Here is a 19,557-nt window from a genome sequence, read left to right as displayed (position 1 = left end):
GGCGGCCCCCGCGGGGTTCGGCGGCGGGGCGCTTCGGGCGCTCGCGCCGCCGCCCCGTGGCCGGGAGTCCGGGGGTTGGCAGGCGTACCGTGGGGAACGGGCGTCGGCGTGGCCGGTCCGGTCAGGCTCCCGGTCCGGTGAGGAAGTCGCGCACCAGCGCGTTGACCCGCTCGGGCGACTGACGGTTGACCCAGTGCCCGTGGCCCTCCAGCATCTCCAGGCGGGAACGGGGAACCCGTTTCGCGGCGGCCACGGTGTGCCTGGGGTGCACGCCGACGTCCCGGTCCCCCTGGACGAACAGGGTGGGGCAGCGGATCTCGCCCAGACGGGGGCGCAGGTCCACGTTCATCCGCCACGGGCCGATGGAGGCGTTCTGCCAGTCGGAGGAGCCCGCGCCGTTGGCCCGGACCTCGGGCATGATCTCCCCGACGATGTCGTCGAAGTCGTCGACCGGACCCGCGAACAGGCTGGTGCGCGCGAACCGGGCCACCCTCTCGCGGCTGCGGAACAGCCACGTGGGTAGTGTGCGGTTGAGCAGGCGGCTCCTGGCGGTCAGCCACAGCAGCTGGTGCGCCAGGGGAGGGAACGAGATGATCCCGGCCGGAGCCAGGGCGACGAGCCGGTCCACCCGTTCGGAGTGGTCGATGGCGTAGGCCAGGGCGATCGCGCCGCCCTGCGACAGGCCCACCAGGGAGGCTCGTTCGACCTCGAAGCGGTCCAGGACCGCGGTGACGCATGCGAGCATCCGGGTGTGGTCGGCGGTGCCGTTCCAGGGCCTGCTGTGCCCCTGCTTGGGCCAGTCCAGGGCGAGGACCCTGTGGTCGGGGGCCAGGGCCGGGATCATGTGGCGCCAGCTCAGCAGGGCGTTGTCCAGGCCGGCGCCGCTCAGCAGCAGAACGGTGCTCGTGCCCCGCCCCGCGGTGATGACGCTGAGGGCGCCCTCGGGCTGCTCGACGCTGACGCGGGGGAAGGGGTCCGACGGCGGAGGGTTCACGGGTGCCGATCGCTCCTCTCGCGTTCGCTCCGCCACCGCGAGAAGAGCGGGGGCAGCTCGGACTCCAGGAATCCGTAGAGTTCGTGGACGTTGGCCAGGCGTTCGCGGCGCTCGTCCGGGGCCTCCCGGAGCATGCTGAGCCCGCGCTCGGTGACCTCGCGAAAAGCGGCCGTCTGGGCGTACCGGCGCTCCAGCATCCGGCTCCAGCCGTTCGCGGCGATGCGGAAGTACTCCTGACGCTGCCCGCGCCTGCGCACTCCCTCGACCAGGCCGCTGGGGGTGAGCAGGCGCGTGGCGCTGCTGATGGAGCTGCGGCTGACCTGGAGGGTCTGTGCGAGCTGGGCGGCGCTCTGTTCCGGTGGATCGCAGATCAGCAGCCAGCCGACGACGCGCCCGGCGATGAGGGGAAGGCCCTCGTGCTCGAAGAACACGGCGACCTCGTCGACGAAGGCCAGTTCGTCCTCTGGGGGTTCGCCCGGTGGTTCGCTCATACGACGATATTACAGTCATTGCAGTAACAACTGCAATGAAAGGATGCCGCGAGGGCGCGGTCGCGACGGGCCGCGGCCCTGCGGGGGAGCGCGGAAGCGGCCGGGACCGCGGGCCCTCCCGGCGGTCCCGAGCCGTCGGGACACCGGTCGGTCCCCGGGCCCCGGGGCGTTCTCCGATACGGTCCGTCCGACTCGGGCGCGTCTCCGCGTCCGCCGCGGGGCGTGTTGGTGTACTCGAGACCATCGGCGTCAACCGACGACAAGGAGTGACATGGCGTTCTCGGAGAAGCAGCAGGCGGTCCTGCGCAAACCGGCGTTCGGACACGTGGCCACGCTCGGCCCGGACGGCTCCCCCCAGTCCAGCCCCGTGTGGATCGACTGGGACGGCGAGTTCCTCAGGTTCAGCCAGACCACGACGCGGCAGAAGCTCCAGAACCTCAGGCGCGACGGCCGGATCTCGGTCTCGGCCACCGACCCCGACGACCCCTACATGTACGTCGAGGTCCGCGGCGTGGTCGACCGGGTGGAGGAGGACCCGGACAAGGCCTTCATCAACGAGATGGCGCAGAAGTACCTCGGAACCCCCTACCCGTGGGACAGCCCCGACGAGGAGCGTGTCATCGTCTACGTCCGGCCGGAGCGCTTCGTCGGCCGCTAGGGCGTGCTCGGCGGACGCGTACCCTGCTGCGCGACGGGCGGCACCCCCGAACACGCCCCCGGACACGGGCGCGGCCCCGCCCCCCGGCGGGGGCGCGCCCTCCGGCGCGCGTGTTCGCCGTTCCTGGGGGATACTTGTGGGAAACTTTGCATGGACTGCAAGGATCTACCTTGTACGGGAGAGGACCATTGGGGCTTCGCGAACGCAAGAAGCAGGCCACGCGCCGTGCCCTCCAGGACGCGGCCGTCCGCCTCACGCTGGAGCGCGGCCTGGAGAACGTGACCGTCGAGGAGATCGCTGCCGAGGCCGACGTCTCCACCCGGACGTTCTTCAACTACTTCGCCACCAAGGAGGACGCCCTCCTGGGCGAGGTCCCGCGGTGCCCCGACGAGGACATGCGCAGGCAGTTCGCGGAGGGCGGCCCCACCGGTGACTTCGTCGAGGACCTCATCACCATGCTGATCGCGTTCCTGGTCAGCACCGACGACCTCGACACCCAGCGCGACGACATGCGCCTGCGCAAACAGCTCATGGACCGCGAGCCCCAGCTCGTCCCCAGGGTGCTCGCCCGCTTCCACACCGTGGAGACGGAGCTCGCCGCCACCATCGCCGAGCGGACCGGCGTCCCCGCCGAGGACGACCGCTCGGTCGTGGTCGCGGCGGCGGCCATGGCGGTGATGCGCCACACCATGAGGCGTCTGCGCTTCTCGGAGAACGAGGAGGCGTCGGACGTCCGCGCCAGCCTTCGCACCGACTTCCGCTTCCTGGGCGAGGTCTACGGGCGGTCCGGGACCGCTGACTGATCGGGGCCCTCGCCCGAACCCCGCGTCGCCCGGCTCCGCGCCCGGATCCCGGGGCCGGACCCCGATCCGGGATCCGGGCCCGACCCCTCCGGCGGCACGGTCCGCGCCCGCGGTGTGCCCCACGCCTCAGCGCCCGGCCGGAACGCCGTGCGCCCCGGTCCGCGTCCAACCCCTGCGGGGCGGGCCGGCACCCCGTGCCCGGCCCCTTCCGGGGGCTCGGGGGGATGTCAGGGGACGCCCAGGGCTGTCCCGGATGGGAATCGTCGTCACGAGGGGGCAGGGTGGAGACATGAACCAGAACTTCCAGAGCAAGCGCTTCCGACGCAGTGGGAGCGACCGCTACCTCGCCGGCGTCTGCGGGGGGATCGCCGAGTTCCTCAACGTCGACTCCACGCTGGTCCGCCTGGTCTTCGTGGTCCTGACGGTCCTCGGGTTCAGCGGCGTCTTCGTCTACATCCTGGCCTGGCTGATCATGCCGGCCGAGAACGAGAAGCGCTCCTTGCTGGAGCAGATCATCCGCAACTTCCAGGGAAAGCCGAGCCAGAGCTGATGTGGACCCTCAGAGCACAACCGGGTTGGAAGCGACGCGAGCTGCGCACCCCGCGGGAGGAGCGCGAGGTCGAGCAGACCCGCGAAGCCCCCGCGGAGCGCGGCGAGGAGCGCTAGGGACACGGTGCGCTGGGGGTCCTAGGCGCCGCCCCCGGTCGCGTTCATCCGGTCGATGGTCTCGCCGGCCATCCGCGACCACGGCAGGGCCAGGAGCAGCGCGCAGACCACGCCGAGGGCGCCGGCCGCGGCGATGACGACACCGGTGCCGAACTTCTCGGCGAAGAACCCGGCGACCAGGATGCCCACGCCCTGGGCGGCCTGGAGCCCGGCCGCGACCAGCCCGAAGGCCAGACTGCGGCCCTCCTTGGGCACGCACAGCACGAACGCCGCGTTGGCCACGAACTGGTAGGAGCCCGCGACGCCGCAGAGCGCGAGGGCGGACACCATCAGCCACAGCGGCGGTTCGGTCAGCCACAGCAGCAGCGGCGCCGAGGCCAGGACGGCCAGCGGGCCGAGCAGGCGCATGCGGACGGGCGGCGGGACGAACCGGGTCAGGACGAACCCGCCGACGAACCCGCCGATCGCCGAGCCCGCCATGATGAACCCGGCCGCCGCCGCTCCGGCGCCGATCTCCTCGGCCATCGGGTTGGCGAGCCCGTAGGGGATGCCGTACAGGCCGGCGAGCCAGGCGAGCAGCGCCAGGGTGCGCAGCCTGCGGTCGGCGAAGACCAGCTTGGCCCCGTCGCGGGTCATGGCGACGAACCCCGGGCGTTCCGACCGCTCCCCCCGGGGAGCCGGACGCGCGGCCACACCCAGCAGCACGACCAGCGCGGACAGCACGAAGAGGACGCCGGTCGACATCACGGCGATGTTGGGGCCGATGGCGGCGACGATCAGGCCGCCGGCGACCAGACCGGCGAGCATGCCCAGCTGCGAGGTGAGCTGGATGATGGCCGTGCTGGCGACGTAGCGCTCGCCCTGGACGATCTCGGCCATCATCGCGGCGCGGGCCGCGGCGAAGGGGACCGACGGCACCACCGAGCAGAAGAGCAGTATCCAGACGGCCCAGATCGGCATGCCGGGGATGCCGATGAGCACGATCACGGCCGCGCGCGCGAGGTCGCAGGCGATCATGACGCGGCGGCGCGGCAGGAGGTCGGCGAGTCCGGAGATGAGGGGGCTGATGACCGGGGGCAGGAAGGTCAGGGCAAGGGTGACGCCCGCGGCCAGCGCGGAGCCGGTGATCTGGAAGACGAGCACGCTGGTGGCGATGTTCAGCAGGTTCGTGCCGATCACCGAGAGCGCGTGGGCGAGCCAGACGGACCGGAACTCGGCGATCGCCATGACGTCGCGGTAGCTGCTCCGCCAGTCGTCGTTGTTGGGGGCGCTCGAAGACTCGTGGTCTCCGTTGTCAGGTGTGTTGTCGAGGCGCGGATTGGCCACCCGGCACTCCCTTACTGTTACAGGGTTGTAATCACGCTGTGTCGTGTCCCAATAACCAACAGTTCCGGATGGTGAGCTTCGTCGCAAGCCGTTTGGGGAAATTCGTGTCTGATTCGTTGCTGTGGGTAAGGAATGCCGGGTGGATTCGTCCGTGTTGTCAGGTCGCCTTGGACGGATTGTTTCCACTGCTCGCGGCGCGTGCGCGCGGAGACGTACCGCTGTGCCGGAATGTTGTTGGTGAGCATAATGTGGATTCACATGTGCGAAGAGTGACGAAAAGCGTGATTCGAAGGAGACCGCGACCCGGGGGCTGGGGGCCGGGGGAGTCCCGGGCTCAGCCCCAGCCGAGCTCGGTCAGACGGGAGTCGTCGATCCCGAAGTGGTGGGCGATCTCGTGGACCACTGTCACGAGCACCTCCTCCACCACCTGCTCGGGGGTCTCGCAGAAGGCGCAGATGTTGCGCCGGTAGATGAAGATCTGGTCCGGGAGCACACCGAAGTAGGAGTCGCCCCGCTCGGTCAACGGGATGCCCTCGTACAGGCCGAGCAGCCCCTCCGGCGACTCGTCCTCGACGGTGATCACCACGTTGTCCATGAGCTGCGCCAGCTCGGGCGGGATCTGGTCGAGGGCGTCGGCGACCAGTTCCTCGAAGTCCCTGCGCGTCAGTTCCACCACACCTGCCATTGTGCTGCCTCCCCGCGACGCGCCGGAAGCGACATAACACTCTCGAAGGGGATGAAACACGGGAACGTCTCCCCGGGAGGGGCATGATGGGGGTGTGTTGTCTTGGGAAGCGATCCGCGGATACGACCTTCGCGGAGCCCTCCGACGGCTCCGCGGCACCTTCGACCGGCTGCGCTCCGGCCGCGCGTGGCGGTGGGGGTGCGTCGTCGTCGCGGGCCTGGTCGGCGGCTGGCTGGGCCTGGCCCTGGGCGGCCAGGTGGTCACCCCCATCGGTCCCGCGGACGTCACGATGAGCCTGAGCCCCCAGTGGCGGGGTGAGACGGTCGTCGACGTGGCCCCGCTGGGGCAGCTGGCCTTCGACACCCACAGCGCCCCGATCAAGCTGGAGGCGAGGATCTCCAACATCCGGCTGTCCGCGGCCGAGGAGGTGTTCGCCGACCCCGAGGCGATCAACCGCATGGCCGCGGGGATCGGTTCCGACCTGCGCGCCGGTGTGATCGGCCTGCTGGTGCGCGCGGTGCTCGCCGCGGCCCTGGGGGCCGCCGTGGTGGGGCTGCTGCTCTTCCGCGACGTGTGGCGGGCCCTGGCCAGCGCCCTGGTGTCGCTGGGCGTGCTCGTGGCCTCCGGGGCCGTGGCCGCCAACACCTTCAACCCCAGCGCCATCGCCGAGCCCCGTTACACCGGGCTGATCGCGGGTGCCCCGCAGGTGGTGGGCAGCGCGGAGGAGGTGGTGGGCCGGTTCAGCCAGTACCAGGAACAGCTGGCCGGACTGGTCGGCAACGTCGCGATGATCTACGAGGCGACCTCCACCCTCCCCGTGTACGAGAAGGACGAGTCGGTCATCACCGTGCTGCACGTGTCCGACATCCAGCTGAACCCGGCCTCGTGGAGCATCATCCGCACGCTCCGGGAGCAGTACGGGGCGGACATGGTCGTGGACTCGGGCGACCTCACCGACCGGGGGAGCGCGGCCGAGGACGCCTTCGCCGACGAGATCGGCGAACTGGACGTGCCGTACGTGTGGGTGCGCGGCCGACACGACTCCATGGGGACGCAGCGCGCGGTCGCGGCGCAGGAGAACGCCGTCGTGCTGGACGGCGAGGTCCAGGAGGTGGGCGGCCTGACCTTCTACGGGTCGGGGGACCCCCGCTACGTCCCGGACGCGACCCGGCTCAACCCCGACGCCTCCGAGGTGGCCGCCCGGGGCGAGGAGGAGGCCGGGGAGGTGGTCGACTCCCGCGAGGACGTGGACGTGGTCGTCATGCACACGCGCACGCAGGCGGAGGCCTTCGACGGGGTGGTGCCGCTGGTGCTGACGGGCGACGACCACCTGAGGTCCACCGAGCTGACCGACCTGGGCACCAGGTTCCTCGTGCAGGGGTCCACCGGAGGGGCCGGTCTGCGCGGGCTGGACCACGGGCCCGGCCGCCCGACCCCCTACCAGGCGTCGGTGCTGTACTTCGACGCCGAGACCGGGCGCCTCCAGGCCCGCGACGACATCGACCTGGGCGGCATCGGGCTGACGTCGGCACAGGTCGAGCGGCACATCGAGACCGACCCGCAGCGCCCGGTGGGCGAACCCTCCGAGGAACCGGAGGAGGAACCCGCAGAGGAGGCCGGCGACGGGCAGCGGACTCCCTGACCCGCGCGTCAGCGCAGGTGGAGGAGGTGACGACTGGCCGCGCTTATCACTTTGGTGTTGGTTGCGAATCTCCCCTATGCTTGACGTGTCACACGGGCCCCCATCGTCTAGCGGCCTAGGACGCCGCCCTTTCAAGGCGGTAGCGCGGGTTCGAATCCCGTTGGGGGTACGAGGCGGTTCGAGCACTCCCGGACATCTGGCAGAATGAGAACCGCAGCGAGAGCACGGGGCCCAGGCCCGGTGCGACAACTGAACAAGGTCCTGTGGAGCAGTTAGGAGTGCTCGCCACCCTGTCAAGGTGGAGGCCGCGGGTTCAAATCCCGTCAGGACCGCCGTCGCCGAGAGATCGGCGAGTGCGGCTAGGTAGCTCAGTTGGTACGAGCGTCCGCCTGAAAAGCGGAAGGTCGGCGGTTCGACCCCGCCCCTAGCCACTCCAAGCAGACATGCAAAAAGGCCCCGCCACCTGCGGAAGCAGGCGGCGGGGCCTTTGCGTTGGTCGGTGGTCGTCGGTGGACGGCGGCGGTCCCCGGTGGCTGCCCGCCGCATGCTCGTGCCCTCCCGCGAAGTCCCGTACTCCGGGAGTTCCGAAGTACGGGTCTTCCTGATTTCCAGGGTTCGCGACCCCAGAGCGTCGCAGGCAGTGCGTAGAAAGGAACCCCCGTCCCCGTGAGGAGACGGTGTTCCGCACGGGCCTGGACATGGTCTACTACGTCGACGCCAACCTCTCCACGGGCAACACCGACGTGGCCGACTTCGCTCGGGGCGCGCACGAGGCGCCGGGAGGGGTCCTGCGTTTCGCGTCCTTCTTCGGGGAGGACAAGCCGCAGTACCCGGACGCGGACCCGGACCCGCACACCTTCTCCTTCACACCCCGGCCTCTGACCTTCGACTGACCCGCGCACCGCCTGAACCCGTGCTCGGGGGCGGCGGAGGGTCGGGACCGTCCCGGGCACCGCGCCCCGAGCGTACGGAACGCCCTTGCGGCGGGGTGACGCCGACCACGGCGTGCGCGGGGCTCCTCGGGTAGTGTCCGGACCCGTGAGCCACGTGACCGCAGCTGACGGAACCCGGATCTGGTACGACGTCCTCGGGCAGGGCGACCCGCTCCTGCTCCTCAACGGGCAGTCCCTCGACCACGAGATGTGGGACGGGGTGCACGCCGACCTGGCCCGGCGCCACAGGGTCGTGCGGATGGACTTCCGGGGGACCGGCGGCAGCGACGCGCCCCTGGACGAGCCCTACACCTTCGGCCTGTTCGTGGACGACGCCCTCACCGTCCTGGACGCCCTGGACATCCCCCGCACGCACGTCTACGGGTTCTCCATGGGCGGGAAGGTCGCCCAGACCTTCGCGGCCACCCGGCCCGGACGCCTCGGCGCGCTCGTGCTGGGCTCCACGGCGCCGGGCGGGAGCAACGAGGTGGAACGCCCGAGGTCGGCCACCCTCGCGCTGCGCCGGGCCAGTACGGCCGAGGGGCGCGACCTGATCGCCGAACTCTTCTACGGCCCCGAGTGGGCCGCCGCCCACCCCGACACGGTCACCCGCGTCCTGCCTCGCGGACCGCTGCGCGCCCAGCGCCTGCACTTCGGCGCCAGCTCGGGCTACGACGGCTGGGACCTGCTGCCCTCCATCCAGGCGCCGACGCTGGTCGTGCACGGTGAGGACGACGTCCTCACCCCGGTCGGCAACGCCGCCCTGCTGGCGGAGCGCGTCCCCGATGCCCGGCTGCTGGTCCTGCCCGGCATGCGCCACGGCTACCTGCACGAGGACGCGGCCAAGGCCACGCGCGAGGTGCTGGACTTCCTGGCGGAGCACCCGCTTCCCGCGCGGGACTGACCGGTGGGGCCGGTCAGCGGGACCGGTCGGCGGGACCGGCCGGCGGGACCGGTCGGCGGGACCGGCCGGCGGGACCGGTCGGCGGGACCGGTCGGCGGGGTCCGGACCCCGGGCGCGGACGTTCCCGCCGACCGCGCCCGTTTCCGCCGGCCAGGGCCGCCGACCGCATTCGCCGACCGTGCGCTACGGAGCGGGCGGACCCGGCGGGAAGTCGCTGCGCAGCCTGTCCAGCATGCGGCGGTCGCGCTTGGTCGGCCGTCCGGCTCCCCGGTCGCGCCTGATGACGGGCGTGGTCGCCTGCGGCGGAGGCGTCGGCGTCCTGTCGGTGTAGCAGCGCGCGGCGATCGGCGCGCTCACGCGCTTCTCGATGACATGGCCCACATCGACCGTGCGCGTGGTCCCGTGCAGCCGGACGCGCACCTCGTCGCCGGCCTTGACCGTGGTGGCGGGTTTGGCCGGGCGCTCGTTGACCCGCACGTGCCCGCCCCGGCAGGCCTGGGCCGCGTCCGAGCGCGTCTTCGTGAGGCGTACCGCCCACAGCCAGCGGTCGACCCGGGTGCTCTCCGGGCCCGACGGCAGGGGTGCCGAGAACTCGTTCACGCCGGTTCCTTCCACTCTCCGGGGCGTTTCCCGCCACTCTAGGCGGCCGCCGGTACGAAGCACTCCGAAGTCGCGCTAGAGTTGTTCATGCAGCGAGGTCCTGTGGAGCAGTTAGGAGTGCTCGCCACCCTGTCAAGGTGGAGGCCGCGGGTTCAAATCCCGTCAGGACCGCATGATGGAGGCCCGGTGTCGATCAGACACCGGGCCTTCGGCGTTCTGCGGCCGACACGGACACGGAAGGGCATGAGGGACCTTGGGTTACCGGTACGCCGTCGAGCGGACCGACCATTCGGCCCTGGCGGGCGGACACGTGCTGCGGTCCGCGCCGGGCTTTCCGGGTTTTCCGGTGCGGCTGGCCAGTGAGCTGTTCCAGCGCGCGATGGTGCACACCGGAGGGGAGCCCGTCCGCCTGTGGGACCCGTGCTGCGGCAGCGGGTACCTGGCGACGGTGCTGGGCCTGCTCCACCGCGACCTGCTCACCGGTGTCCGGGCCACCGACGTGGACGCCGACGCGGTCGCCCTGGCCGCGCGCAACCTCCGGCTGCTGACCGCCGAGGGGCTCGCCGAACGCGAGGAGGAGCTGCGCCGCTCCGCCCGGGACTTCGGCCGCGTGGCCTTCGTGGAGCGCGCCGAGGCCGCCCGCGATCTGGCGGCGGGGCTGGCCGCGCAGGGCGGCGACCTGCCCCACGAGGCGGCCGTGGCCGACGTGTTCTCCCTGGAGGAGGGCGTGGAAGCCGACCTGGTGGTGACGGACGTGCCCTACGGCGAGATGACGCGGTGGGAGGGGAACGTTCCCGGCGGCGCCGGTGAGCCGATGCGGGGGCTGCTGGCCTCCCTGGGCCGGGTGCTGCCCGAGCACGCCGTCGTGGTGGTGACCGCCCGCACCCGGCGGGTCTCCCTGCCCGAGGGCGTGCGCGCGCTGGAGCGGGTGAAGGTGGGCAACCGGGCCGCGGTGCTGGTGCGCGCCCGCGACATCGCGCCCTGAGCCGGACCGCCGGAACCGTCGCTGGGGTGACACGGGGTTCCCGACCCGCGGTGGCGGCTGGTCGGGGCCTGCGAGTCTTCGCGGTCACCCGGGCCCCGTCCCTTCCGGTCGCGGCGTTCGTCCACAGGCTGTGGACGAACGCCGCGGTGCCCACCCGATTCCACGCGGGGCCCGCTCGCTCCCGTGCGGTGCCCATCGCTTCCGTGTGGCTCCCTGACCGCTTGCGCGCGGGCCCACCCGCTTCCGCGCGCGGCCTCCGCTTCCCGGTCTCGTGGGGCGGCTCCCCGGCGCGGCGCGGGGCGTCCTGACGACCGGGGTCGCTTCCGGCCGCCTCATCCCCGCACGTGGGCGAAGGCCCGCCAGGTGTACAGGGCCACCGCCAGGGCGACCGCCGCCAACAGTACGAAGCCCAGCGTGTAGGCCCCGGTCGCCTGGTACACCGCCCCCATGAGCAGCGGCGGGAAGTAGCCGCCCAGCCCGCCGGCCGCACCGACCAGGCCCGTGACCGTGCCCACCCTCGACGGCTCCACCAGCTTGGCCACCAGCGCGAACACGGCACCGGTGCCCAAACCCAGCGACAGCGCGATCAGCACGAACGCGGCACCGGCCGGGAACTCCGCGGGCGGGTGCAGGGCCAGCACGACCGCGAACACGCAGGTGCCGAGGAACGAGATCAGGCACACCCGCACCGGGCCGATCCGGTCCGACAGGACGCCGCCGACCGGCCGGGCCGCCACGGCCGCCACCGCGAACCCGGCGGTGCGCAGACCCGCGGCGGTCTGCGCGTAGTCGTAGGCCAGCGTCAGCAGCGTCGGCAGGTAGGTCGAGAAGGCCACGAAACCGCCGAAGGCGACCGCGTACAGCAGCGACGCCTGCCAGGTCGCCCGCAGCCGCACGGCCTCCCCCATGCGCGGCAGCGCGGGCTCCGTGCGCGGCCGCCAGTCCGGCGAGTCCCGGCACATCAGCCACATCACCACGCCCATGACCGCCAGCGCCGCGCACAGCAGCAGGTGGGTGGTGAACAGCCCCACCGCGCCCACCAGCCGGGGGGTGAGGAAGGACGACAGGGCGGTGCCGCCCATCCCCGCGCCGAACACGCCCGTCGCGAACCCGCGCCGGTTCGCCGGGTACCACGCGTTCACGAACGGGATGCCGACCGCGAACGACGTCCCGGCGACGCCGAGGACGAATCCCCACAGCAGCAGCATCCCGTAGGAGTCGCCCGAGACCCCCACCAGGAACGTCGGCACGATGCTCGCGAAGCACAGGGCCGTGAACATCAGCCGCCCGCCGTAGCGGTCGGTCAGCGCGCCCACGGGGATGCGCCCCAACGCCCCCACCAGCACCGGGAAGGCCACCAGGATCGAGGTCTGCGTGGGCGTCAGCCCCAGGTTCTCGGTGTAGGTGCGCGACAGGGGGCCGATGAGGTTCCACGCCCAGAAGGTGAGCGTGAACGCCGCCGTGGCCAACGCGAGGTTGCCGCCCGCCGTGCCGCGGCGCGACACCCTTTTTCCCGATTCCGTACGCATATGCGCATTCCTTCCTCCGCCGTTCCAGGCGATTGTCACCCGATCCGGTGTGGGATGCGTCTTTTTCGCGCCGGAGAAGGCATATTTGTTGGCGGAATGCAGTGGGTTCTGGCCCGGCGTCCCCGCTGGGGGCCAAGGAACGGTAAATGGGGTGTTGTCCGTATGGCGGCGGAAAGCAAAAAAGGCGGCGCGGGGAACGCCCTTCTGGCGCTGGGCAACCACCTCACCCGCTCCGAGCCGCTGGACGGCGACCGCGCCCAGGTCAGGAAGGGTGGCCGCCAGGGCGACTCCTTCTACCGCGACCGGTGGAGCCACGACCGCGTGGTCCGTTCCACGCACGGCGTGAACTGCACGGGCTCGTGTTCCTGGGACGTTTACGTCAAGGACGGAATCATCACCTGGGAAACGCAGGCCACCGACTATCCATCGGTCGGCCCGGACCGCCCCGAATACGAACCGCGCGGATGTCCGCGCGGCGCCGCCTTCTCCTGGTACACCTATTCGCCCACCCGTGTCCGCTATCCCTACGCGCGCGGCGTTCTCGTGCGGATGTACCGCGAGGCGCGCGCCCGTCTGGGCGACCCGGTGGCGGCCTGGGAGGAGATCACCACCGACCTCGACCGGCGGGCCCGCTACCAGCGGGCCCGGGGCAAGGGCGGGCTGGTCCGGATCACCTGGGACGAGGCCCTGGAGATCGCCGCCGCCGCGCACGTGCTCACCATCCGCAGGTACGGACCGGACCGCGTCGCCGGGTTCTCGCCGATCCCCGCGATGTCGATGGTCTCCCACGGCGTGGGCGCGCGCTTCGTGAACCTGCTCGGCGGCTCCATGCTGTCCTTCTACGACTGGTACGCCGATCTGCCCGTGGCCTCGCCGCAGGTGTTCGGCGACCAGACCGACGTCCCCGAGTCCGGTGACTGGTGGGACGCCGCCTACCTGGTGCTGTGGGGCTCCAACGTCCCCGTCACCCGCACCCCCGACGCCCACTGGATGGCCGAGGCCCGCTACCGGGGCCAGAAGGTGGTGGTCGTCTCCCCGGACTACAGCGACGCCACCAAGTTCGCCGACGAGTGGCTGGCTCCCCACCCGGGCACGGACGGGGCCCTGGCGATGGCCATGGGGCACGTGATCCTCAAGGAGCGGTTCGTCGACCGCACCACGCCGCGCTTCGACGACTACGTGCGCCGCTACACCGACCTGCCGTTCCTGGTGGCCCTGGACAGCCGCGACGGCCGCCTCGTCCCCGGCAAGTTCCTCACCGCCGCCGACCTGGGGGACACGGGGGAGAACGCCGAGTGGAAGCCGGTGTTCTGGCCGGAGGGCGAGGACGCCCCCGTCGCGCCCAACGGCACCGTCGGCCACCGCTGGGGCGAGGCCGGGACCGGACGGTGGAACCTGGACCTGGAGGGCCGCGTCCCCGCCCTCACCCTCTACGCGGAGGGCGGGGAGGCCGCCGAGGTCGCCCTGAACCGCTTCGACACCCCCGGCGGCACGGCCGGGGTACTCACCCGCGGCGTCCCGGTCCGCAGGGTCGGCGGACGCCTCGTCACCACCGTCTTCGACCTGGTCCTGGCCCACTACGGGGTGCACCGGCACGACCTGCCCGGCACCTGGCCCACCGGATACGACGACGCCGCCGAGCCCTGCACGCCCGCCTGGCAGGCCGAACTCACCGGGGTACCCGCCGACCGGGCGGCCCGCATCGCCCGCGAGTTCGCCGCCACCGCCGAGGAGTCCGGCGGCCGGGCCATGATCATCCTCGGCGCGGGCACCAACCAGTGGTTCCACGGCGAGAACGCCTACCGCGCCTTCCTGTCCCTGCTGCTGCTCACCGGCTGCCAGGGCGTCAACGGCGGCGGCTGGGCCCACTACGTCGGCCAGGAGAAGTGCCGCACCTCCGCGGGGTGGGCCGCGTTCGCCTCCGCCGCGGACTGGACCCGGCCGCAGCGCTTCATGGCCGGAACCTCCTACTGGTACCTGCACACCGACCAGTGGCGCTACGACACCTACCGCGCCGACGCCCTCGCCTCGCCGCTCGGCCCGGGGCGGGTGCGCGGCCAGCACACCGCCGACCTGGTCGCCGCATCGGCCCGCATGGGGTGGATGCCCTCCTACCCGACCTTCGACCGCAACCCGATCGACCTGGGACGCGAGGCGCGCGAGCGCGGGCAGGACCCCGCGGAGTACGTCGCCGACCAGCTCCACAGCGGTGACCTGCGCTTCGCCGCCGAGGACCCCGACGCCCCCGCCAACTGGCCCCGGGTCCTCACCGTGTGGCGGTCCAACCTGTTCGGCTCCTCGGCCAAGGGCAACGAGTACTTCCTCAAGCACCTGCTCGGCACCCGCTCCAACCTGCTGGCCGAACCCGCCGGGCCCGCGGACCGGCCCGCCGACGTCACCTGGCGAGAGGAGGTCCCCGAGGGCAAGCTCGACCTGCTGCTGTCCATCGACTTCCGGATGACCAGCACGACCCTGCTGTCCGACATCGTGCTGCCCGCCGCGACCTGGTACGAGAAGTACGACCTGTCCACCACGGACATGCACCCCTACGTGCACTCGTTCAACCCGGCCATCGACCCGCCCTGGGAGACCCGCACCGACTTCGACGCCTTCCACGCCCTGGCGAAGGCGTTCAGCGCGCTGGCCGCCGACCACCTGGACGAGGTCACCGACCTGGTGGCCGTACCCCACCAGCACGACACCCCCGGCGAGCTGGCCCAGCCGCACGGCGTCCCGCCGGACTGGAAGGCGGAGGGCGTGCGGCCCGTCCCCGGCCGGACCATGCCCGCCGTCGTGCCCGTGCGCCGCAACTACTCCGAGGTCGCGCAGAAGCTGGCCGCCCTGGGACCTCTGGCCGAGTCCAAGGGGCTGCCGGTCAAGGGCGTGTCCTTCACCCCGGACCGGGAGGTGGAGTGGCTGCGCCAGCGCAACGGCGCCGTCCGGGGCGGGGTCACCGACGGACGCCCCTCCCTGGACACCGACGTCAAGGCCTGCGAGATGATCCTGGCGCTGTCCGGCACCAGCAACGGCCGCCTGGCCGCGCAGGGCTTCCGCCTCCTGGCCGAGCGCACCGGCACCGACATGGACGAGCTGATCCACCAGGCCGCCGAGCGCCGGGTGGTCTTCTCCGACGCGAGCCGGGGTCCCACGGCGGTGGGCTCCAGCCCGGAGTGGTCGGGCAAGGAGGCCCCCGACCGCCGGTACTCGCCGTTCACCATCAACGTCGAGCACGACAAGCCCTGGCACACCCTCACCGGCCGCCAGCACTTCTACCTCGACCACGACTGGATGCACGAGTTCGGCGAGGCCCTGCCCGTCTACCGGCCGCCGCTCGACATCAGCCGCCTGTTCGGCGAGCCCCGCCTCGGCCCGACCGGCCAGCGCGAGGTGGTCGTGCGCTACCTGACCCCGCACTCCAAGTGGTCGATCCACTCCGAGTACCAGGACAACCTGCTGCTCCAGACCCTCTCCCGCGGCGGCCCCACGATCTGGATGAGCCCCGCCGACGCCGAGGCGATCGGCGCCGCCGACAACGACTGGGTGGAGGCGGTCAACCGCAACGGCGTGGTGGTGGCGCGGCTGGTGGTCTCGCACCGGATGCCCGCCGGAACCGTGTACATGTACCACGTCCAGGAGCGCACCATCGACGTGCCCAAGTCCGAGACCACCGGCAGGCGCGGCGGCATCCACAACTCGCTCACGCGCCTGCTGGTCAAGCCCACCCACCTCATCGGCGGCTACGCGCAGCTCTCCTACGCCTTCAACTACCTCGGCCCGACCGGCAACCAGCGCGACGAGGTCACCGTCGTGCGCAAGCGGACCACGGAGGTGCGTTACTGATGGCACAGGCCCACGGCGGCGGGACCGGCGGCTCCGGAGGGGAGCAGCCGGTCGGCAGGGTCATGGCGCAGGTCGCCATGGTGATGAACCTGGACAAGTGCATCGGCTGCCACACGTGCTCGGTCACCTGCAAGCAGGCCTGGACCAACCGCAGCGGCGTCGAGTACGTGTGGTTCAACAACGTCGAGACTCGGCCCGGGCAGGGCTACCCGCGCACCTACCAGGACCAGGAGCGCTGGAAGGGCGGCTGGGTCCTCGACGCCAGGGGGCGGCTCAAGCCCCGCGCGGGCGGGCGGCTCAAACGGCTGGCCACCATCTTCGCCAACCCGGTGATGCCCTCCCTCCAGGACTACTACGAGCCCTGGACCTACGACTACGAGACGCTGACCAACGCGCCCCTGGGCGACGACTTCCCGGTGGCCGAGCCCCGGTCGGCGCTCACCGGCGAGCCCATGAAGGTCAGCTGGAGCGCCAACTGGGACGACGACCTCGGCGGCGGACCGGAGCTGACCCGGCGGGACCCGATCGTGCGCAGGCTCGGCGACAAGGTGCGGTTCTCCTTCGAGGAGACCTTCATGTTCTACCTGCCGCGCATCTGCGAGCACTGCCTCAACCCGTCGTGCGTGGCCGCCTGCCCCAGCGGCGCCCTGTACAAGCGGGTCGAGGACGGCATCATCCTGGTCGACCAGGACCGCTGCCGGGGCTGGCGCATGTGCGTCACCGGCTGCCCCTACAAGAAGGTCTACTTCAACCACAAGACGGGCAAGGCCGAGAAGTGCACGTTCTGCTACCCGCGGGTGGAGGTGGGCATGCCCACCGTCTGCTCCGAGACGTGCGTGGGGCGGCTGCGCTACCTGGGCGTGGTCCTCTACGACGCCGACCGGGTCCGCGAGGCGGCGTCGGTGGCGGACGAGAGGGACCTGTACCGCGCCCAGCTCGACGTGTTCCTCGATCCCACCGACCCGGCCGTGCGCGCCGCGGCCCGACGCGACGGCATCCCCGACCGCTGGGTGGAGTCGGCCGCCCGCTCCCCGGTCTACGCGCTGGCCAAGCGCTTCCGGGTGGCGCTGCCGCTGCACCCGGAGTACCGCACGATGCCGATGGTCTGGTACATCCCGCCGCTGTCGCCGGTGGTGGACGCGCTCTCCTCCACCGGGCACGACGGCGAGGACGCCGACAACCTCTTCGCCGCCATCGACACCCTGCGCATCCCCGTGGAGTACCTGGCCGAGCTGTTCACCGCGGGCGACACCGGCCCCGTGGACCTGGTCCTGCGGCGGCTCGCGGCCATGCGCTCCCACATGCGCCGGATCAACCTGGGCCGGGAGCGCGACGACTCCATCGCCGCCTCCGTCGGGATGACCGGCACCGAGATCGAGGACATGTACCGGCTCCTGGCCCTGGCCAAGTACGACGAGCGCTACGTCATCCCCACCGCCTACGGGGTGGACGAGGCCGACCGCGGGGTCATCGACGAGATCGGGTGCAGCCTCGACTTCGAGGGCGGGCCGGGCATGGGCGGCATGGGCGGGGGCGTGCCCTTCGGCGAGGCCTCCGGGCAGCCCCAGGCGGCGACCGTGGAGAACTTCCACGCCCTGCGCACCCGCCAGACCAGCGACTCCCAGGCGGACACGAGCGGCCGGGTCAACCTCCTCAACTGGGACGGCAACGGCCGACCCGCAGGGCTCTTCCCACCCCGACGGGGTGGTGACGACGAAGGCGGCGGTGGCGGCGAGACCGCGCCGCCGAGGAGGGGGAGAGGATGAGCACCACCGCTGACGCAGGGGGAGCGGACGGGACGGTACGGAGCGGTACGGGCTGGTTGGGGGAGGCGCGCGCCATCCGCCGGGCGCACCGCGTGGCGGTCACCCACCAGGCCGCCTCGGTCCTGCTCGGCTACCCCGACCAGGCCTTCTTCGAACGCCTGCCGCTGGTAGCCCGCGCGGTCGCCGAGCTGCCGAGGGGAGGGGTGCGCGCGGCGCTCCAGGAGTTCTGCGACCACGCCTCCACCGTCTCCGAACTGGAGCTGTGCGAGCACTACGTGGACGTGTTCGACCTGCGCAGGCGCAGGACCCTGCACATGACCTACTACACCGACGGCGACACCCGCCGCAGGGGGCACGCCCTGGCCGAGATCAAGCGCGTCTACGCCGAGGCCGGGTGGCGGGTGGAGAACCGCGAGCTGCCCGACCACCTGGCGGTGGTCCTGGAGTTCGCGGCCCGGGGCGACGCGCGCGCGGGCGAGGCCCTGCTGCTGCGCTTCCGGCCGGGTCTGGAGCTGATGGCCCGGACCCTGCACGACCACGGCACGCCCTACGCGCGGATCGTGGACGCGGTCCGCATGACCCTGCCCGCCCAGGAGCGCGGGGACCTGGAAGCCGTGCGCAGGCTCGCGGCCCAGGGGCCGCCCGCCGAGGACGTGGGCCTGGAACCGTACGGGGTGCGGGCGCCGCTGCCGCGGACCGAGGCCCCCGGGTACGACCGGGAGGAGCGGTGAACGGGTACGGCGCGCTCGACCTGCTGCTGTGGGGCGTCCTGCCCTACGCGGTCCTCGTCCTGGTGGTGGGCGGCCTCGTCTGGCGGTACCGGTACGACCGGTTCGGCTGGACCACCCGTTCGTCGGAGCTGTACGAGTCCAGGCTGCTGCGGATCGGCAGCCCCCTGTTCCACATCGGCCTGCTCCTGGTGATCGGCGGCCACGCGGTGGGGCTGCTCGTGCCCGAGGGCTGGACCCGGGCGCTCGGGGTGTCCGACACCGTCTACCACGTCACCGCCCTGTCGCTCGGGCTGGTGGCGGGGGTGTGCACGCTCGGCGGGATCGTCCTGCTGATCTGGCGCCGCCGCACGACGGGGCCGGTGTTCAGCGCCACCACGCGCAACGACAAGCTGATGTACCTGGTGCTGGTCCTGGCCATCGTCACCGGGCTGGGCATGACCGCCTACTTCGCCGGGGTGGAGGTGGCGGGCGGGCACACCCAGGACTACCGGCGGACGGTGTCGCCGTGGTTCCGCTCCATCTGGGTGCTCCAGCCCGACGTCGCGGCGATGTCCGCCGCCGAGGCCCCGTACAAGCTGCACGCCCTCGTCGGCCTGGGGCTGTTCGCCCTGCTGCCCTTCACCCGCCTGGTGCACGCGTTCAGCGCGCCGATCGGCTACCTCTTCCGTCCCTACGTCGTCTACCGCACGCGGGACCGGTACCCGACCGCCTCGGGGCAGGCGGAGCGGCCCGCCCGCCGGGGCTGGTGACCCGGCCGCCCGTGCGGCCCGCCAGTGCGGCCCGGTCTCTCGTGCGGTCCGGTCTCCCGTGACGCCGAGGCCGTCCGTGCGGCCCGCCGTGTGACCCGGCCGCCTGTGTGGCTCGGGCCCCGTATGGCCCGGGCCGCCCGTCCGGCCGGGGCGGTCCGGGCGGACCGCGGCCCGTCCCGGTCACGGACGGTCACCGCGTGACCGGGGTGTGCGCGGCGGTTATGTGTGGGAACGTGGTCATTGGCCCGCGCACACC

17 protein-coding genes and 4 tRNA genes are annotated in these 19,557 nt (G+C 72.1%); 15 read left to right on the top strand and 6 right to left on the bottom strand.

The window, feature by feature from the left end; translation table 11 throughout:
• Positions 1–121: 121 nt before the first annotated feature.
• Positions 122–994, bottom strand: a complete 873-nt coding sequence (locus UIS43_RS15890; RefSeq protein ID WP_013155462.1) for an alpha/beta fold hydrolase — start codon at positions 992–994, stop codon at positions 122–124.
• A complete protein-coding gene (locus tag UIS43_RS15885) occupies positions 991–1,485 on the bottom strand; it encodes a GbsR/MarR family transcriptional regulator (RefSeq protein WP_013155461.1) in 495 nt (164 codons plus the stop codon). Before UIS43_RS15885 ends, UIS43_RS15890 begins: the two co-directional genes overlap by 4 nt.
• Before the next feature lie 271 nt (positions 1,486–1,756).
• Here UIS43_RS15885 and UIS43_RS15880 point away from each other — a divergent pair, with 271 nt between their 5' ends.
• From UIS43_RS15880 to UIS43_RS15870, 3 genes are all read left to right on the top strand, one after another.
• Positions 1,757–2,143 (top strand): PPOX class F420-dependent oxidoreductase, encoded by a 387-nt coding sequence (locus UIS43_RS15880; protein ID WP_013155460.1) that lies wholly within the window; start codon positions 1,757–1,759, stop codon positions 2,141–2,143.
• 188 nt (positions 2,144–2,331) lie between these two features.
• Positions 2,332–2,946, top strand: coding sequence for a TetR/AcrR family transcriptional regulator (locus tag UIS43_RS15875; protein WP_013155459.1), 615 nt, complete (start codon positions 2,332–2,334; stop codon positions 2,944–2,946).
• A 289-nt stretch (positions 2,947–3,235) separates the two neighbouring features.
• On the top strand, positions 3,236–3,496 hold the full coding sequence (locus UIS43_RS15870) for a PspC domain-containing protein (RefSeq protein ID WP_013155458.1): 261 nt from the start codon (positions 3,236–3,238) through the stop codon (positions 3,494–3,496).
• A 137-nt stretch (positions 3,497–3,633) separates the two neighbouring features.
• Here UIS43_RS15870 and UIS43_RS15865 read toward each other — a convergent pair whose 3' ends face one another.
• Both UIS43_RS15865 and UIS43_RS15860 read right to left on the bottom strand, forming a co-directional pair.
• Positions 3,634–4,938, bottom strand: a complete 1,305-nt coding sequence (locus UIS43_RS15865) for an MFS transporter (RefSeq protein ID WP_013155456.1) — start codon at positions 4,936–4,938, stop codon at positions 3,634–3,636.
• A 334-nt stretch (positions 4,939–5,272) separates the two neighbouring features.
• Positions 5,273–5,623 carry a metallopeptidase family protein gene (locus tag UIS43_RS15860; RefSeq protein ID WP_013155455.1) on the bottom strand — a complete coding sequence of 117 codons (351 nt, stop codon included), beginning with the start codon at positions 5,621–5,623 and terminating at the stop codon, positions 5,273–5,275.
• A gap of 97 nt (positions 5,624–5,720) precedes the next feature.
• Between UIS43_RS15860 and UIS43_RS15855 the strand changes: the two genes are divergently transcribed.
• From UIS43_RS15855 to UIS43_RS15830, 6 genes are all read left to right on the top strand, one after another.
• The gene (locus UIS43_RS15855; RefSeq protein WP_013155454.1) at positions 5,721–7,265 is read left to right on the top strand and encodes a metallophosphoesterase; all 1,545 of its coding nucleotides are present in this window, start codon (positions 5,721–5,723) and stop codon (positions 7,263–7,265) included.
• Between the two features lie 96 nt (positions 7,266–7,361).
• Positions 7,362–7,434, top strand: a tRNA-Glu gene (locus UIS43_RS15850).
• An 88-nt stretch (positions 7,435–7,522) separates the two neighbouring features.
• A tRNA-Asp gene (locus UIS43_RS15845) sits at positions 7,523–7,597 on the top strand.
• 25 nt (positions 7,598–7,622) lie between these two features.
• A tRNA-Phe gene (locus UIS43_RS15840) sits at positions 7,623–7,696 on the top strand.
• Positions 7,697–7,942: 246 nt separating this feature from the next.
• The gene (locus tag UIS43_RS15835; RefSeq protein WP_013155430.1) at positions 7,943–8,158 is read left to right on the top strand and encodes a hypothetical protein; all 216 of its coding nucleotides are present in this window, start codon (positions 7,943–7,945) and stop codon (positions 8,156–8,158) included.
• 133 nt (positions 8,159–8,291) lie between these two features.
• Positions 8,292–9,101: an alpha/beta fold hydrolase gene (locus UIS43_RS15830; protein WP_174546463.1), complete on the top strand. Its 810-nt coding sequence runs from the start codon at positions 8,292–8,294 to the stop codon at positions 9,099–9,101.
• Positions 9,102–9,284: 183 nt separating this feature from the next.
• Here UIS43_RS15830 and UIS43_RS15825 read toward each other — a convergent pair whose 3' ends face one another.
• Positions 9,285–9,701 carry an RNA-binding S4 domain-containing protein gene (locus tag UIS43_RS15825; protein WP_370010546.1) on the bottom strand — a complete coding sequence of 139 codons (417 nt, stop codon included), beginning with the start codon at positions 9,699–9,701 and terminating at the stop codon, positions 9,285–9,287.
• Between the two features lie 96 nt (positions 9,702–9,797).
• On the opposite strand from UIS43_RS15825, the gene UIS43_RS15820 reads away from it, so the two are divergent.
• Together UIS43_RS15820 and UIS43_RS15815 are read left to right on the top strand one after the other, a co-directional pair.
• Positions 9,798–9,872 (top strand) — tRNA-Asp (locus tag UIS43_RS15820).
• Between the two features lie 82 nt (positions 9,873–9,954).
• Complete coding sequence (locus tag UIS43_RS15815) at positions 9,955–10,686, top strand: rRNA methyltransferase (RefSeq protein ID WP_013155427.1); 732 nt, start codon at positions 9,955–9,957, stop codon at positions 10,684–10,686.
• 332 nt (positions 10,687–11,018) lie between these two features.
• Here the strand turns inward: UIS43_RS15815 and UIS43_RS15810 are convergent, their stop codons facing one another.
• Positions 11,019–12,215 carry a nitrate/nitrite transporter gene (locus UIS43_RS15810; RefSeq protein ID WP_071622936.1) on the bottom strand — a complete coding sequence of 399 codons (1,197 nt, stop codon included), beginning with the start codon at positions 12,213–12,215 and terminating at the stop codon, positions 11,019–11,021.
• Between the two features lie 162 nt (positions 12,216–12,377).
• On the opposite strand from UIS43_RS15810, the gene UIS43_RS15805 reads away from it, so the two are divergent.
• Genes UIS43_RS15805 through narI form a run of 4 tightly spaced genes read left to right on the top strand, consistent with a single transcriptional unit; the run spans position 12,378 to position 19,301 of the window.
• Positions 12,378–16,055, top strand: a complete 3,678-nt coding sequence (locus UIS43_RS15805) for a nitrate reductase subunit alpha (protein ID WP_370010542.1) — start codon at positions 12,378–12,380, stop codon at positions 16,053–16,055.
• Positions 16,055–17,821, top strand: coding sequence for a nitrate reductase subunit beta (gene narH, locus UIS43_RS15800; protein WP_370010539.1), 1,767 nt, complete (start codon positions 16,055–16,057; stop codon positions 17,819–17,821). The genes UIS43_RS15805 and narH overlap by 1 nt, the downstream gene beginning before the upstream one ends.
• Positions 17,818–18,552 (top strand): nitrate reductase molybdenum cofactor assembly chaperone, encoded by a 735-nt coding sequence (gene narJ, locus UIS43_RS15795; protein WP_013155423.1) that lies wholly within the window; start codon positions 17,818–17,820, stop codon positions 18,550–18,552. The genes narH and narJ overlap by 4 nt, the downstream gene beginning before the upstream one ends.
• Positions 18,549–19,301, top strand: a complete 753-nt coding sequence (gene narI / locus UIS43_RS15790) for a respiratory nitrate reductase subunit gamma (protein ID WP_013155422.1) — start codon at positions 18,549–18,551, stop codon at positions 19,299–19,301. The genes narJ and narI overlap by 4 nt, the downstream gene beginning before the upstream one ends.
• Positions 19,302–19,557 lie beyond the last annotated feature (256 nt).

The sequence above is a fragment of the Nocardiopsis sp. LDBS0036 genome, from assembly GCF_041228755.1.
Lineage (GTDB): Bacteria > Actinomycetota > Actinomycetes > Streptosporangiales > Streptosporangiaceae > Nocardiopsis > Nocardiopsis dassonvillei.
This window is presented reverse-complemented; position numbering and strand designations above follow the sequence as displayed.